Origin of the sequence: Janthinobacterium agaricidamnosum (genome assembly GCF_003667705.1) — a bacterium.
Lineage (GTDB): Bacteria > Pseudomonadota > Gammaproteobacteria > Burkholderiales > Burkholderiaceae_D > Janthinobacterium.
On sequence record NZ_CP033019.1, the window covers coordinates 3,298,773 to 3,311,140 of the forward strand.

Below are 12,368 nucleotides of genomic sequence, written 5' to 3' on the forward strand. Positions count from 1 at the left end.
ATATGAGCAAGCTTATTGAATGGGCGCCGGTCGTGCGCGACACCAACGGATCATATGTGCATCCGGACCTGCCGGCTATTGATGATGGCGACGTCGAGAATGTGAAGAAATGGCTCCAGTCCCATGGGCTACTGATGCAGATGGTATGGATGAAGAGTGACGCGCCGGCCATGTTCGATAGCCACGGTGATGGTGATCCATGTGCAATTGCCGCCTGGCAGCCCGCGCCGCCAGCTGGCGATGACTGGTTCCTGCTGGCTCTGCACGAAAGCGAGGACGGCCCGGTGGCATGGTTCGCCCGCCGTGCGCCGGTGGCGCAATGAGTGGGCGCAACCCAGCGCCGCCGCCGGAAACCCCGGCCGAGGCCGCCTACAAGTTGGACCGTGCAGTGCTGCGCGCGATCCACACCTGCCAGCCCGTACTGTTCGAGGGCAAGCAGCACCACTTGCGAGCCATGGGTACCCAGGTGCTGGGCGGGGGCGTGTCTTCCGTGATCTACCTGATGGGCGACGCGACAGCGCGCCAGCCCGGTGAAATAACCTTTTTGGAGCATGCAGAATGATTAATCTCTTAGCCGGGAGCGCGCCATGAACATGAGCGACGTAGAAATGCGCCATATCGCCGAAATGGTGGCGGCGCTGGGCGGGGCTGGCGGCAAGCGCACCGCCACCACGGCCGGCGAACTGAACAGGCAACAGATCTGCGCCGCCCTCGGCGTCAGCGAATCAACGATCCGCCGCCTCGAACAGGCCGGGCTGCCATACACACCGGTCGGCGCGCGCTCCAAGCGCTACGACCTTGAAGAATGCAAGAACTGGTTAAAGGAGAACAACCAATGTCCATCTGGGACGACAAAAAAGGCAGGAAGCACGTCGGCATCATGGTCGATGGCAAAAGAATTCACAGAAAGCTGCCGGAAGGCGCAACTACGAGTGATGCCAAGTTAGCTGAGGCAGAGTTGCGCGCGGCGGTTGCGCGCGCTCCGAAAAGCCAACAGGTGCACATTCCCGGCGACCCGCCGATGGCCTTCATCCTCGCGCTCTACGTCGAGCACGCCGCCAGTTTGCGTAGTAGCGACACGTCGAAGCATCATGCGAAACGGCTTGGACCTTGGGCGGAGCGCTACAAAGCAAGCCAGGCCCAGGAGTTTGCCGATCATGTTATCCGTGACATGAGCAAGCTCATACCAAATAAGAAAACCGGCAGACTAGAGCCTGCCTATGCGCCAGCAACGGTGAACCGGTCATTGGCCTGCGCAAAAAAAGGCTTGCAGCTGGCATGGCGCCAGCGCCTCGTTCCTGAAAACTATGGCTTGCGGATCGATAACGTGGCCGTCAACAACAAGCGCGAGGTGTTTCTCACGGTTGAGCAAGTGAGGAAGATCGCAGCCTTCTGCACGCCGATTGCGCAGGCCGCGATATGGGCGGCACTGCTGACTGGCGCGCGCCGCGGTGAGCTGTTTCAGATCCAGCGTGAGCATATTGGAAAGGACTCGATTACCTTTCCTGCCAGCAATACTAAAACACTCCGGATGCGCGTGGTGCCTATCATCCCGGCCTTACGGCCATGGTTGAAGTATTTTCCGTTGGAGATGACGTTGTACGGTGTGCAGTCCTCGTGGCGCCGCGCACGCGTCAAGGCTGGCATGCCTCATGTGAATTTCCATGACCTGCGCCATTCTTGCGCGAGCATCATGCTGGGCTTGGGCGTGGACCTCTACACCATCAGCAAAATTCTCGGCCATGCCAATGTGCAAACAACACAGCGCTACGCACACCTGCAGGTGGATGCTCAGCGCCTCGCGCTGGACAAGCTGTCCGCTCTGGTGGTGGCAAAGTAAATTACACCCGAAAATTACACCCAATAAAAAAGCCGACCACATAAATGTGTCGGCTTAAATATAAGTACTTGATTGTATTGCGAATTCTTGGTGGGAAGTGCAAGTTTCGAACTTGCGACCCCTGCAGTGTGAATGCAGTGCTCTACCCCTGAGCTAACCTCCCGAAGCGAGGCGAATTATCGCATAGGTGTTGCGGCATCTGCAAGGGCTGGCAAGAGGAAATTTACCATGTGCCGCTTTTTTCTCAGGCGGCCGCTGGCGGCGACGTGACGGCGGTCCAGATGCACTGGCCTTTGGCGGCCTTGTCGAGGCCGGCGATGGTGGCTGCGTGGGCGGCGAGTTCGTCGGCCGTGGCGCTCTGGAAGATGACTTCGGCCAGGGGCACGATTTCCAGCACGGCGCCGTCGGCGGCCACTTCCACCTCTTCTTCCATGCTCAGGCTGTTTTGCCCGCGCGTCATGGCCAGGTAGACGTCGGCCAGCAATTCGGAGTCGAGCAGCGCGCCGTGCAGCTTGCGGTGGGCGTTCGAGACGCCGTAGCGGTCGCACAGGGCGTCGAGCGAGTTGCGCTTGCCCGGATGCATTTCCTTCGCCTGCACCAGGGTATCGATCACGCCAACCACTTGTTCATGCACGGGCGGCAGGTTCAGGCGCTTGAATTCCGCGTTCAGGAAGCCGATATCGAACGGGGCGTTGTGGATGATCAGTTCGGCGCCGGCGATGTAGGCGCGGAATTCGTCGGCGATTTCCGCGAATTTCGGCTTGTCGCTGAGGAATTCCGTCGTCAATCCGTGGACGGCCAGCGCGCCCTCTTCCGAATCGCGCTCGGGATTGATGTAATGGTGGAAATTATTCCCCGTCAACATGCGGTTGTTCAGCTCGACCGCCCCGATCTCCAGGATGCGGTCGCCCGTGCGCGGGTTCAGGCCGGTGGTTTCAGTATCGAGAACAATTTGACGCATGGCGGATTCATTCGTAAAAGCAAAAAGCGAAGGGCACAGTATAGCAAACCTGTGTGCTGCAATCGCACCCAGACATGTTCGAACGCCCAACAAAACAGTAGCGAGCTGCAGTGATTTGTGGCCGAGAAGCGCAACCGTACTCTAGTACGGTGAGCATCACAGGCCGCAAAGCGCGCCGCGCAGTAGGTTGGGTTGGGCGTTCTTAGGCGCGCACGGTTTCCACGCCCAGGTTGGCCAGCTGATCGGCTCGCTCATTGCCAGGATGGCCATTGTGGCCGCGCACCCAGCGCCATTCCACTTCATGCACGGCCTGGGCCGTATCGAGCGCCTGCCACAGGTCGACGTTTTTCACGGGCGCCTTGGCCGCCGTTTTCCATCCGCGCGCCTTCCAGCCGTGGATCCATTCGCTGATGCCCTTCTGGACATACTGGCTATCGGTATACAGCACCACCTGGCAGGGACGTTTGAGCGCCGTCAAGGCTTCGATCACGGCCTTCAATTCCATGCGGTTATTCGTCGTATTGAGTTCCCCGCCGTAAATTTCTTTCTTGGCGCCATCGGCTACCATCAGCGCGCCCCAACCGCCCGTGCCGGGATTGCCCTTGCATGCGCCATCGGCGTAAATCTCTACCTTATCCATCTTGCTGTTCCCGCCTTTTATTCGTGACCGGTGCGCCTGCGGGCGCCGTCGCCGGTTTCTTGGTCCACGCCGGACCGATCAAACGCATCCCTTTGACGCGCTTGATCGCCTGCACTATATACACTGCGCCCAGATATGGCCACCAGCGCGCGCCCGCCTTGTCCATGAAAGCGTTGCGGCGCAGCCATTTTTCTGTCCTGCAGGCAGGTGCGTAGCAGCCGAAGTAGCTTTGGCTGACGCCCATGTTCAGCAATTTTAACCAGTCTTTCATGCGCGGCATAGAGATCAGCTCGCCCGCCTGCGGCAGGTAATGGCGTCCCGTGACCCGCCCCAGCCCCTGGCGCACGCCCCACAGGCTGGCCGGATTGAAGCCGCAGACGATCACGCGCCCCTCGGGGATCAGCACGCGCTCGACTTCGCGCAAGACCTGGTGCGGCTCGGCGGCAAATTCAAGCACGTGCGGCAAGACCACGAGGTCCAGGCTTTGCGAGTCGAACGGCAACTCGTCAAAGGCCGACACGAGGGTCAAACGACTCTCTTGCGGCGGACGCGATGGCAGGCGCGAATCGAGCAGCCATTTATTCGGCATGCGGTTGGCGGCCAGTGCGTCGAGCTGGGGCAAACCTATCTGCACGGCATTAAAACCGAAGATGTCAACGGTCAGACTGTCGAGACATTGCTGCTCCCAGGCGCGCACGTACACACCGGCCGGCGTCTGCAGCCAGCCGTCAAGCGCTATAATGGATTTTTCGGATGCCACACTGTCCATTCAGTTTTCTCTTTTGCTCATGACACACTCCCCTGAACACGCTTTATCGGTACTTGCCGTGCCCGCTTTTGCCGACAATTACCTGTGGCTGATCCATGACGGCCGCCACGCCGCCGTGGTCGACCCCGGCGATGCAATGGCCATCCTCGATGCGCTCAAAGCCGATCAGTTGACCTTGTCCGCCATTTTACTCACGCATCACCACGCCGACCACACGGGTGGCGTGCCTGAATTGTTGCAGCATTTCGCCGTCCCCGTCTTCGGCCCTCGCAATGAGGCTATCACAGCCATCACGGAACCGCTTGCCGAAGGCGATGTCGCTTACGTGCCCGAACTGGGCTTGCAAATGACCGTCATCGACGTGCCCGGCCATACGAAGGGGCATATCGCCTACGTGCGCCAGCGCGACGAGCGCAGCGGCGCACCGTGGCTGTTTTCCGGCGACACCCTGTTTGCGGGCGGATGCGGCCGCCTGTTCGAAGGCACGCCGGGCCAGATGGCCGACTCGCTGGGCAAGCTGGCCGCCCTGCCCGACGATACCGAGGTATTTTGCGCGCATGAGTACACCTTGTCCAATTTGCGCTTCGCTAACGCCGTCGAGCCGGGCAATGTGGCCTTGCAGGAACGCATCGCCATCGACACGGAAAAGCGCCAGCAGGGTTTATCGACCGTGCCGTCAACCATTGCCCTTGAGAAGGCCACGAACCCCTTCCTGCGCTACCGCGAACCGGCCATCCTGAGCAGCCTGAAGGTGGAAGGCAAGCTGACCACCGATGCTTCGCCCGTCGAAGCGTTTGCAGCTTTGCGGATGTGGAAAAATAATTTTTAAACGTACCCTTTCGCCATAAAAAATCCCGGCAGATGCTGATCGCATCGCCGGGATTTTTTTATGCTGTTATTTGATCAGGATCAGATTTCCTCGTACAGCGGCAAGGTCAGGAACTCGGCGAACGATTCCGACGTCGACATTTCCTCGAAAATCTGGCCGGCGCGCACATAGGTCGGACCATTGCCGCCCGGCGCATCGCGCTGCACCTTGGCCAGCTCTTCCGGAATCATGGCGCGCACCATGTCTGCCGTCACCTTGCGGCCGTCTTCCAGCACGCCCTTGCTGGAACGAATCCACTGCCACACTTGCGAGCGGCTGATCTCGGCCGTGGCCGCGTCTTCCATCAGGTTGTGGATGGGCACACAACCGTTGCCGGCCAGCCAGCTGCCCAGGTAGTGGATGCCCACGTTGATGTTGTAACGCAAACCGGCTTCCGTAATCGGCGCTTCCGGCTGGAAGTTCAGCAAGTCCGATGCCTTGACGTCGATGTCGGGACGCTGTTTCTCGATCTGGTTCGGCTTGTCGCCCAGCACTTTGGTGAACTCGCCCATGGCCAGTTCCACCAGACCCGGATGGGCAACCCAGCCGCCGTCATAGCCGTCGGTGGCGTCGCGCGCCTTGTCGTTGCGCACGCCACCCATGGCGATGTCGTTCTTTTCCGGATCATTCTTGATCGGGATCAAGGCCGCCATGCCGCCGATGGCCGGTGCACCACGTTTGTGGCAGGTTTTCAGCAGCAGCAAGGCGTAGGCGCGCATGAAGGGCGCCGTCATCGTGACTTTCGCGCGGTCGGCCAGGCAGAAATCCTTGTCCAGCTTGAATTTCTTGATACACGAGAAGATGTAATCCCAGCGGCCCGCGTTCAGGCCCGAGCTGTGCTCCTTCAGTTCGTACAGGATTTCATCCATTTCGAACGCGGCGAGGATAGTTTCGATCAGCACCGTCGCCTTGATCGTGCCTTGTGGCAATCCCAGTTCGTTTTGCGTCATGACGAAGATGTCGTTCCACAGGCGCGCTTCCAGGTGCGATTCCATCTTCGGCAGGTAGAAATACGGGCCGGCGCCGCGCGCCAGCTGCTCCTTGGCGTTATGGAACATGAACAGGGCGAAATCAAAAATGCCGCCGGAAATGCGCTTGCCGTCGACCAGCACGTGCTTTTCATCGAGGTGCCAGCCGCGCGGACGCACAACCAAGGTCGCGATCTTGTCGTTCAGCTTGTACGACTTGCCATTTTGCTCGAGCGAAATCGTCTTGCGCACGGCGTCATACATATTGATCTGGCCCGTGATCTGGTTATCCCAGTTCGGCGTGTTCGAATCCTCGAAGTCCGTCATGTAACTGTCCGCGCCGGAATTGAAGGCGTTGATGACCATCTTGCGCTCGACGGGACCGGTGATTTCCACGCGGCGGCATTCCAGCGCCTTCGGAATCGGCGCGATCTTCCAGTCGCCGTCGCGGATGTGCGCGGTTTCTGGCAGAAAATCAGGACGCTCGCCCGCGTCGAGGCGCTTGGCCCGTTCCACGCGCACGGCCAGCAACTCCTGGCGGCGCGGCTCGAATGCACGCGTCAGCTTGGCCACCAGCGCCAGCGCGGCCGGCGTCAAAATCCGTTCGTAGCCTGGGGCGATGTCACCCGTGATTTGCATGCCATCGGGAAGTGCGATCGTGTTCTGCGTCATGAAGTTCTCCGGTTTTTAGTCAATATAAGCAAAGGAAATCTGGTGATCCAAGTATAAGCGCAACAACTGCGCAGGCAAGCTGGACAGAGGCGCAAAAACACTCTGCCAGGCGGCGCGTTTGTTCTATAGTATTGCACTATAAGGCATGGAAACGAGATTAAAAATCACTTCATCTATGCGTTTTTATCACAAGTGATGACATAGCGGGAGCAACACATGGGCCAGTTCAGACAAATATCGACCTTCGTGGAAGTGGTGGCCAAGGGCAGCCTGTCGGCCGCCGCACGCGCGGAAGGCATCGCGCCGGCCATGATAGGCCGCCGCCTCGATGCGCTGGAGCAGCGCCTGGGCGTCAAATTGCTGCAACGTACGACGCGCAAGCTGGCGCTCACGAATGAAGGCGCCGCCTTCCTGGAAGATTGCCAGCGCATCCTGGGCGAGCTGGAAGAAGCGGAAGCGGCCGTGGCCGAGCGCAGCGTCAAAGCCAGCGGCCATCTGCTCATTTCCGCGCCGGCCGGCTTCGGACGCCAGCACGTGGCGCCTTTGATTCCCTCGTTTGTCGCCGAGCACCGCGACGTGACGGTGTCGCTGAATCTGAACGACCGCCTCGTCGACCTGATCGGCGAAGGCATCGACGTGGCCATCCGCATCGCCAGCCTGTCCGATTCCTCGCTCGTGAGCACCAAGCTGGCCGACAACCAGCGCGTGCTCGTCGGCTCGCCCGCCTATCTGAAACGGGCGGGCACGCCGCGCATCCCGGCCGACCTGGCCAAGCACAATTGCCTGGCGATCAGCAGCGAAGGCAGCCAGCGGGGCTGGACCTTCCGCGAAAACGGCAAGAATGTGATTCTGAAAGTAGCAGGCAATATGGTGTGCAACGATGGCGAAGTACTGCACGACTGGGCCCTGGCAGGCAAGGGTCTGGCGTGGCGCTCGATGTGGGAAGTGGGCGCGGAGATCGAATCGGGCCAGCTGGTGACGGTGCTGGACCAGTTCGCCGCGCCGGGCAACGACATTTATGCCGTCTTCGCCCAGCGCCGCCACTTGCCGCTGCGCATACGGGCATTTGTGGATTTTTTGCGGCATGCATATTCCCAACCCGACTACTGGCGCGAGCGCGCCATTTGAGGATGCCGGACCCAAGCTGCTGCGCGACGGTTTTGCCCCCGTCGTGACGCATGAGGGAACAACTTCAGCCCCCTGATCGTGCGTAGGTCGGCCAAGGTCGGCGTAGGTCGGCTTAGCGCAGCGTAAGCCGACACCGCCAGCCCATGCACCTCGCCAGCACCGCCATTGTCGGCTTACGCGCAAGCGCTAAGCCGACCTACCAGCTACCGGCCTGCCCGGCGAGGCATGCCGGCCAAAAATCACTGGGGTTCGCAATGGCTTGATTGCGCACCGCGACGTACCAGACGCAGGCCGGCATGGGTCAGCGTAGGTCGACGCAAGTCGGCGTAGGTCGGCTTAGCGCAGCGTAAGCCGACACCGCCAGCCCATGCACCTCGCCAGCACCGCCATTGTCGGCTTACGCGCAAGCGCTAAGCCGACCTACCAGCTACCCGCCTGCCCGGCGAGGCATGCCGGCCAAAAATCAGAGGTATTCGCACGGCTTGATTGCGCACCGCGACGTGCGAGACGCAGGCCGGCATGGGTCAGCGTAGGTCGACGTAGGTCGACGCAAGTCGGCGTAGGTCGGCTTAGCGCAGCGTAAGCCGACACCCCAGCTCATGCACCTCCCCAGCACCGCCATTGTCGGCTTACGCGCAAGCGCTAAGCCGACCTACCAGCTACCCGCCTGCCCGGCGAGGCAGGCCGGCCAAAAATCACTGGGGTTCGCAATGGCTTGATTGCGAACCGCGACGTGCGAGACGCAGGTCGGCATCGGTCAGCGTAGGTCGACGCAAGTCGGCGTAGGTCGGCTTAGCGCAGCGTAAGCCGACACCCCAGCTCATGCACCTCCCCAGCACCGCCATTGTCGGCTTACGCGCAAGCGCTAAGCCGACCTACACGGCGACGCAAGCACGCCAAAAGAGCGCGCAGCCCACGAAAAACCCATACCTCACGGAAATTCAGGCGAAAAAAAATCCTCGGAGACCGAGGATTTCTTTATTTCGTTTGATCCAGCGTATTAGATTGGCTGAATGTTCGAAGCTTGCTTGCCTTTAGGGCCAGCGGTCACTTCAAAAGAAACGCGTTGGTTCTCTTGCAGGGACTTGAAGCCGTTCGACTGGATAGCCGAGAAGTGAGCGAACAGATCTTCGCCGCCTTCGTCAGGGGTAATAAAGCCGAAACCCTTCGAATCATTGAACCATTTTACGATGCCAGTTGCCATTACAATTTCCTATTTCAGTTAAGTTGGGCTTGCGCCCGTTATATCGTTTGAAGCAAGAAAGAAATGACAGACAAACTGCACTACTACCTCGAATCCAACGATGCCCAATTATACCAACAAAACTGAGAAAAACCATTCTTTCGCAAAATAAACTTGCGAACACTACTTTAATAGCCAAATCCCCGTCTTGCGGCGCCCTTTACCAGCGGCATGGAGACACTATATCCTAATCTTCGACGCGGGTGCTTTGCGTTGCATCAAATGAATCATTGCAACCACATCTCTGTAGTGCTGTCTCTCACGCGGTGAAATGGGTGGCGGCCGCATCACGTCCGGCCCAGTCCAGTAGCGCCGTCACTTGCGCCCGCAAGGCGGGCCATTCCGCCACCGCTTGCGCTGGGGTATTGAGCATGGCGCGCACCAGCTGTTCGATGCGCCGGCATTCCTGGCCCAGCGCGGCAAAGCCGAAGGTGGCGGCCGAGCCGGCCACCGCGTGCAGCGCGCGGTGCAGCTCCGTCAACGGTTCCAGACGGGCGCCTTCGCTGTCGCAGCGGCCGCTTGCCTGCGCAATCGCCTGCATCAGGGCCGGCACGCTGGCCGCATACTTTTCGTTCAATGCACGCAAACGCGTGCGGAAATCCGGATCGATCAAGGTTGCCATCGCAATACTCGCCTGAATGACTTACTTGGTGCCGAAGATACGGTCGCCGGCGTCGCCCAGGCCCGGCACGATGTAGGCGTGGTCATCCAGGTGCGAGTCGAGCGCGGCGCAGAACATCTTGACGTTCGGGTGCGCGTTCTGGAACACGGTCACGCCTTCCGGTGCGGCCACCAGGGCCAGGAAGATGATCTGCTCGTCCGTCACGCCCCGTTTTTTCAGCACATCGACGGCATACACGGCCGAATTACCGGTCGCCACCATCGGGTCGCACAGGATGAAAGTACGCTCGTTCAGGTCCGGCAGGCGCACCAGGTATTCCACGGGCATGTGCGTGGCCGGGTCGCGGTACACGCCGATATGGCCCACGCGCGCCGACGGCACCAGGTTCAGCAAGCCATCGCTCATGCCGATGCCTGCGCGCAGGATGGGCACGATGGCCAGTTTCTTACCGGCAATGACGGGCGCATCGATGGTCACCAGCGGGGTCTTGATTTCGCGCGTGGTCAGCGGCAGATCGCGCGTGATTTCATAGCCCATCAGCAAAGTGATTTCCTTGAGCAATTCGCGAAAGGTGCGCGTCGACGTGTCGTGCTCGCGCATGTGGCTCAGTTTGTGCTGGATCAACGGGTGATCGGTAATGAACAAATTCGGGAAGCGTGGATCTTGTTTCATATTGTTTTTCTTTCTCTACTCTCTGGCGCGGCGGCAAGCATGCACCGCAAGCGCGCTGTGTGTCGATAAAATCATGGATTGCAGCATTATCCCAGTCCGCAGCCCGCCTGTGGCCGGAATTTTCGAAATATTCGGATTTATTGAAATCAATACTCGCGCAGCGCGCGCGCCAGGATGGCCGCGCAATCGGTGCCCGCCGGCAAGCGGCCATACGCCCCGCCCGGCGCCTGCACCAGCCGCGACTGCAGGAAGGCTTGCGCGACGAACGGCGGCGCATGGCGCAGCAGCAAGGCCGCCTGCACGGCCAGCACGATGCGTTCGGACAATTGCCTGGCGCCAAACTCGTCCGTCTGCGGCCCGTCCAGGTCGGCCAGCAGGCGCGCGCGGCAGGCCACAAAGGAAGCGTCATCATCGCCGGCCAGCGCCAGCTCGGCCGCCAGGGCGTCGCGCGCGGCAGGCGACTTGCCGAAGGCGCGCAAGACATCGAGGCACATGACGTTGCCCGAGCCTTCCCAGATCGAGTTGACGGGCAGTTCGCGGTACAGGCGCGCCAGCGGCGCCTCTTCCACATAGCCCGTGCCGCCCAGCACTTCCATGGCTTCCGCGCCGAAGCCGGGCCCCCGTTTGCAGATCCAGTACTTGCCGGCCGGCGTGAGCACGCGCGCCAGCATCGCCTGCCCTGCATCGTCCTTTTCATCGAAACAGCGGGCCAGGCGCAACGCAAACGCCGTGGCCGCTTCCGACTCGAGCGCGAGGTCGGCCAGCACGTTTTGCATCAGCGGCTGCTCGGCCAGCGGCTTGCCGAACACGGCCCGTTGGCGCGCATGGTGCAGCGCCTGCGTCAAGGCGGCGCGCATGATGCCGGTGCTGCCCAGCACGCAATCGAGGCGCGTATGGCTGGCCATCTCCAGGATGGTGGGAATGCCGCGCCCCGGCTGCCCCACGAGCCAGCCGTAGGCATTGGTGAACTCCACCTCCGACGAGGCGTTCGAGCGGTTGCCCAGTTTGTCTTTCAGGCGCTGCACGCGGATGGCGTTGCGGCTGCCGTCGGGCAGGTAGCGGGGCAAAAAGAAACACGACAGTCCGCCCTCGTCCGCCTGCGCCAGGATCAGATGCGCGTCGCACTGGGGCGCCGAGAAAAACCATTTGTGGCCGACGATGCGCCAGGCGCCGCCTGCCTCTGCACCGAACAGCGCTTGCGCCTCGTCCGGCGGCACGGGCACGGCGCGCGTGGTATTGCTGCGCACGTCCGAGCCGCCCTGTTTTTCCGTCATGCCCATGCCGACCAGGGCGCCCCGTTTTTGTTCCACGGGCAAGGAGCGGGGATCGTATTCGCGCGACAGGATTTTCGGCAGCCAGCGTTGCGCGATCTGCGGCAGATCCTGCGCCTGGCGCAGGGCCGGCACCGAGGCATACGTCATCGTCACGGGACACTGCGTGCCGTTTTCCACTTGCCCCACTAATAGATAGGCGGCCGCGCGCGCTACCTGGGCGCCGGGGCCGGGCGAGGCCCAGGGCGACGCGTGCGCGCCGGCGCCCACGAGGATGGCCATCAGTTCATGCCAGGCCGGATGGAACAGCACTTCGTCGATGCGCCGGCCGGACCGGTCGAACTGCTGCAGTTCGGGCGTGTGGATATTGGCCAGACGCGCCAGCGCGTACGTCTCGGCCCGGCCCAGCTTGTCGCCCAGCGCGTCGAGCTCCTGCAGCGCCGCGCCGCCGCCTTCACGCAGCAGCGCTTCGATCAGCGCCGGGTCGCAGGCGAACAGGTTGACGTTTTCAAACGGCGTGGCCTGGTTGAAAACTTCATGCGTATCAAAAGCATTCATGGGGGTCTCCCGCGATTTGTTATCATGGCGCCCTTGTCTGCCGCGGGCGCGCCGTCAACACCGTCTGCCAGCCAGACTAGCGCAAAGCGCAAGGCGGGGCAAGCGCGCCAGGGGAAGCAAGCGCAGATAAATGTTTCCACGTGGAATGAAAATACC

At 61.1% G+C, this 12,368-nt stretch carries 14 protein-coding genes and 1 tRNA gene; 6 read left to right on the plus strand and 9 right to left on the minus strand.

Annotated features, from left to right (window positions below):
• The first annotated feature begins 2 nt into the window (after positions 1 to 2).
• Genes D9M09_RS14970 through D9M09_RS14980 form a run of 4 tightly spaced genes read left to right on the plus strand, consistent with a single transcriptional unit; the run spans position 3 to position 1,840 of the window.
• On the plus strand, positions 3 to 323 hold the full coding sequence (locus tag D9M09_RS14970) for a hypothetical protein (RefSeq protein ID WP_121669755.1): 321 nt from the start codon (positions 3 to 5) through the stop codon (positions 321 to 323).
• Positions 320 to 562 (plus strand): hypothetical protein, encoded by a 243-nt coding sequence (locus D9M09_RS14975; protein ID WP_121669756.1) that lies wholly within the window; start codon positions 320 to 322, stop codon positions 560 to 562. The genes D9M09_RS14970 and D9M09_RS14975 overlap by 4 nt, the downstream gene beginning before the upstream one ends.
• 25 nt (positions 563 to 587) lie before the next feature.
• Entirely contained in the window at positions 588 to 947 is a 360-nt protein-coding gene (locus tag D9M09_RS29055; protein WP_162995703.1) for a helix-turn-helix transcriptional regulator, read from the plus strand.
• Positions 836 to 1,840 (plus strand): tyrosine-type recombinase/integrase, encoded by a 1,005-nt coding sequence (locus tag D9M09_RS14980; protein ID WP_121669757.1) that lies wholly within the window; start codon positions 836 to 838, stop codon positions 1,838 to 1,840. The genes D9M09_RS29055 and D9M09_RS14980 overlap by 112 nt, the downstream gene beginning before the upstream one ends.
• A gap of 88 nt (positions 1,841 to 1,928) precedes the next feature.
• Here the strand turns inward: D9M09_RS14980 and D9M09_RS14985 are convergent.
• The 4 genes from D9M09_RS14985 to D9M09_RS15000 form a co-directional block, all read right to left on the minus strand.
• Positions 1,929 to 2,003: transfer RNA gene (locus D9M09_RS14985), tRNA-Val, on the minus strand.
• An 81-nt stretch (positions 2,004 to 2,084) separates the two neighbouring features.
• Positions 2,085 to 2,801 (minus strand): DNA polymerase III subunit epsilon, encoded by a 717-nt coding sequence (gene dnaQ, locus D9M09_RS14990; RefSeq protein WP_070288822.1) that lies wholly within the window; start codon positions 2,799 to 2,801, stop codon positions 2,085 to 2,087.
• A 202-nt stretch (positions 2,802 to 3,003) separates the two neighbouring features.
• A complete protein-coding gene (rnhA, locus tag D9M09_RS14995) occupies positions 3,004 to 3,441 on the minus strand; it encodes a ribonuclease HI (RefSeq protein ID WP_034784447.1) in 438 nt (145 codons plus the stop codon).
• Positions 3,434 to 4,210 (minus strand): class I SAM-dependent methyltransferase, encoded by a 777-nt coding sequence (locus tag D9M09_RS15000; protein WP_121669758.1) that lies wholly within the window; start codon positions 4,208 to 4,210, stop codon positions 3,434 to 3,436. Before D9M09_RS15000 ends, rnhA begins: the two co-directional genes overlap by 8 nt.
• Before the next feature lie 19 nt (positions 4,211 to 4,229).
• On the opposite strand from D9M09_RS15000, the gene gloB reads away from it, so the two are divergent.
• Complete coding sequence (gene gloB / locus D9M09_RS15005) at positions 4,230 to 5,039, plus strand: hydroxyacylglutathione hydrolase (protein ID WP_121669759.1); 810 nt, start codon at positions 4,230 to 4,232, stop codon at positions 5,037 to 5,039.
• 80 nt (positions 5,040 to 5,119) lie between these two features.
• Here gloB and aceB read toward each other — a convergent pair whose 3' ends face one another.
• The gene (gene aceB / locus D9M09_RS15010; RefSeq protein WP_121669760.1) at positions 5,120 to 6,718 is read right to left on the minus strand and encodes a malate synthase A; all 1,599 of its coding nucleotides are present in this window, start codon (positions 6,716 to 6,718) and stop codon (positions 5,120 to 5,122) included.
• Positions 6,719 to 6,934: 216 nt separating this feature from the next.
• On the opposite strand from aceB, the gene D9M09_RS15015 reads away from it, so the two are divergent.
• Positions 6,935 to 7,846, plus strand: a complete 912-nt coding sequence (locus D9M09_RS15015; protein ID WP_070288820.1) for a LysR family transcriptional regulator — start codon at positions 6,935 to 6,937, stop codon at positions 7,844 to 7,846.
• A gap of 1,000 nt (positions 7,847 to 8,846) precedes the next feature.
• Here the strand turns inward: D9M09_RS15015 and D9M09_RS15020 are convergent.
• The 4 genes from D9M09_RS15020 to D9M09_RS15035 all read right to left on the minus strand — a co-directional run bounded on the left by D9M09_RS15020 (position 8,847) and on the right by D9M09_RS15035 (position 12,212).
• A complete protein-coding gene (locus D9M09_RS15020; protein ID WP_010398811.1) occupies positions 8,847 to 9,050 on the minus strand; it encodes a cold-shock protein in 204 nt (67 codons plus the stop codon).
• Between the two features lie 298 nt (positions 9,051 to 9,348).
• On the minus strand, positions 9,349 to 9,711 hold the full coding sequence (locus tag D9M09_RS15025; protein WP_070291633.1) for an Hpt domain-containing protein: 363 nt from the start codon (positions 9,709 to 9,711) through the stop codon (positions 9,349 to 9,351).
• A gap of 21 nt (positions 9,712 to 9,732) precedes the next feature.
• Positions 9,733 to 10,383 carry a uracil phosphoribosyltransferase gene (gene upp / locus D9M09_RS15030; RefSeq protein ID WP_046682928.1) on the minus strand — a complete coding sequence of 217 codons (651 nt, stop codon included), beginning with the start codon at positions 10,381 to 10,383 and terminating at the stop codon, positions 9,733 to 9,735.
• Between the two features lie 146 nt (positions 10,384 to 10,529).
• On the minus strand, positions 10,530 to 12,212 hold the full coding sequence (locus tag D9M09_RS15035) for an isovaleryl-CoA dehydrogenase (protein ID WP_121669761.1): 1,683 nt from the start codon (positions 12,210 to 12,212) through the stop codon (positions 10,530 to 10,532).
• Positions 12,213 to 12,368 lie beyond the last annotated feature (156 nt).

Excerpts from the sequence above, each read along its gene's own strand:
- D9M09_RS14970 (WP_121669755.1), top strand. The coding sequence starts at position 3 with ATGAGCAAGCTTATTGAATGGGCGCCGGTCGTGCGCGACACCAACGGA.
- D9M09_RS14975 (WP_121669756.1), top strand. The coding sequence starts at position 320 with ATGAGTGGGCGCAACCCAGCGCCGCCGCCGGAAACCCCGGCCGAGGCC.
- D9M09_RS29055 (WP_162995703.1), top strand. The coding sequence starts at position 588 with ATGAACATGAGCGACGTAGAAATGCGCCATATCGCCGAAATGGTGGCG.
- D9M09_RS14980 (WP_121669757.1), top strand. The coding sequence starts at position 836 with ATGTCCATCTGGGACGACAAAAAAGGCAGGAAGCACGTCGGCATCATG.
- dnaQ (WP_070288822.1), bottom strand. The coding sequence starts at position 2,801 with ATGCGTCAAATTGTTCTCGATACTGAAACCACCGGCCTGAACCCGCGC.
- rnhA (WP_034784447.1), bottom strand. The coding sequence starts at position 3,441 with ATGGATAAGGTAGAGATTTACGCCGATGGCGCATGCAAGGGCAATCCC.
- D9M09_RS15000 (WP_121669758.1), bottom strand. The coding sequence starts at position 4,210 with ATGGACAGTGTGGCATCCGAAAAATCCATTATAGCGCTTGACGGCTGG.
- gloB (WP_121669759.1), top strand. The coding sequence starts at position 4,230 with ATGACACACTCCCCTGAACACGCTTTATCGGTACTTGCCGTGCCCGCT.
- aceB (WP_121669760.1), bottom strand. The coding sequence starts at position 6,718 with ATGACGCAGAACACGATCGCACTTCCCGATGGCATGCAAATCACGGGT.
- D9M09_RS15015 (WP_070288820.1), top strand. The coding sequence starts at position 6,935 with ATGGGCCAGTTCAGACAAATATCGACCTTCGTGGAAGTGGTGGCCAAG.
- D9M09_RS15020 (WP_010398811.1), bottom strand. The coding sequence starts at position 9,050 with ATGGCAACTGGCATCGTAAAATGGTTCAATGATTCGAAGGGTTTCGGC.
- D9M09_RS15025 (WP_070291633.1), bottom strand. The coding sequence starts at position 9,711 with ATGGCAACCTTGATCGATCCGGATTTCCGCACGCGTTTGCGTGCATTG.
- upp (WP_046682928.1), bottom strand. The coding sequence starts at position 10,383 with ATGAAACAAGATCCACGCTTCCCGAATTTGTTCATTACCGATCACCCG.
- D9M09_RS15035 (WP_121669761.1), bottom strand. The coding sequence starts at position 12,212 with ATGAATGCTTTTGATACGCATGAAGTTTTCAACCAGGCCACGCCGTTT.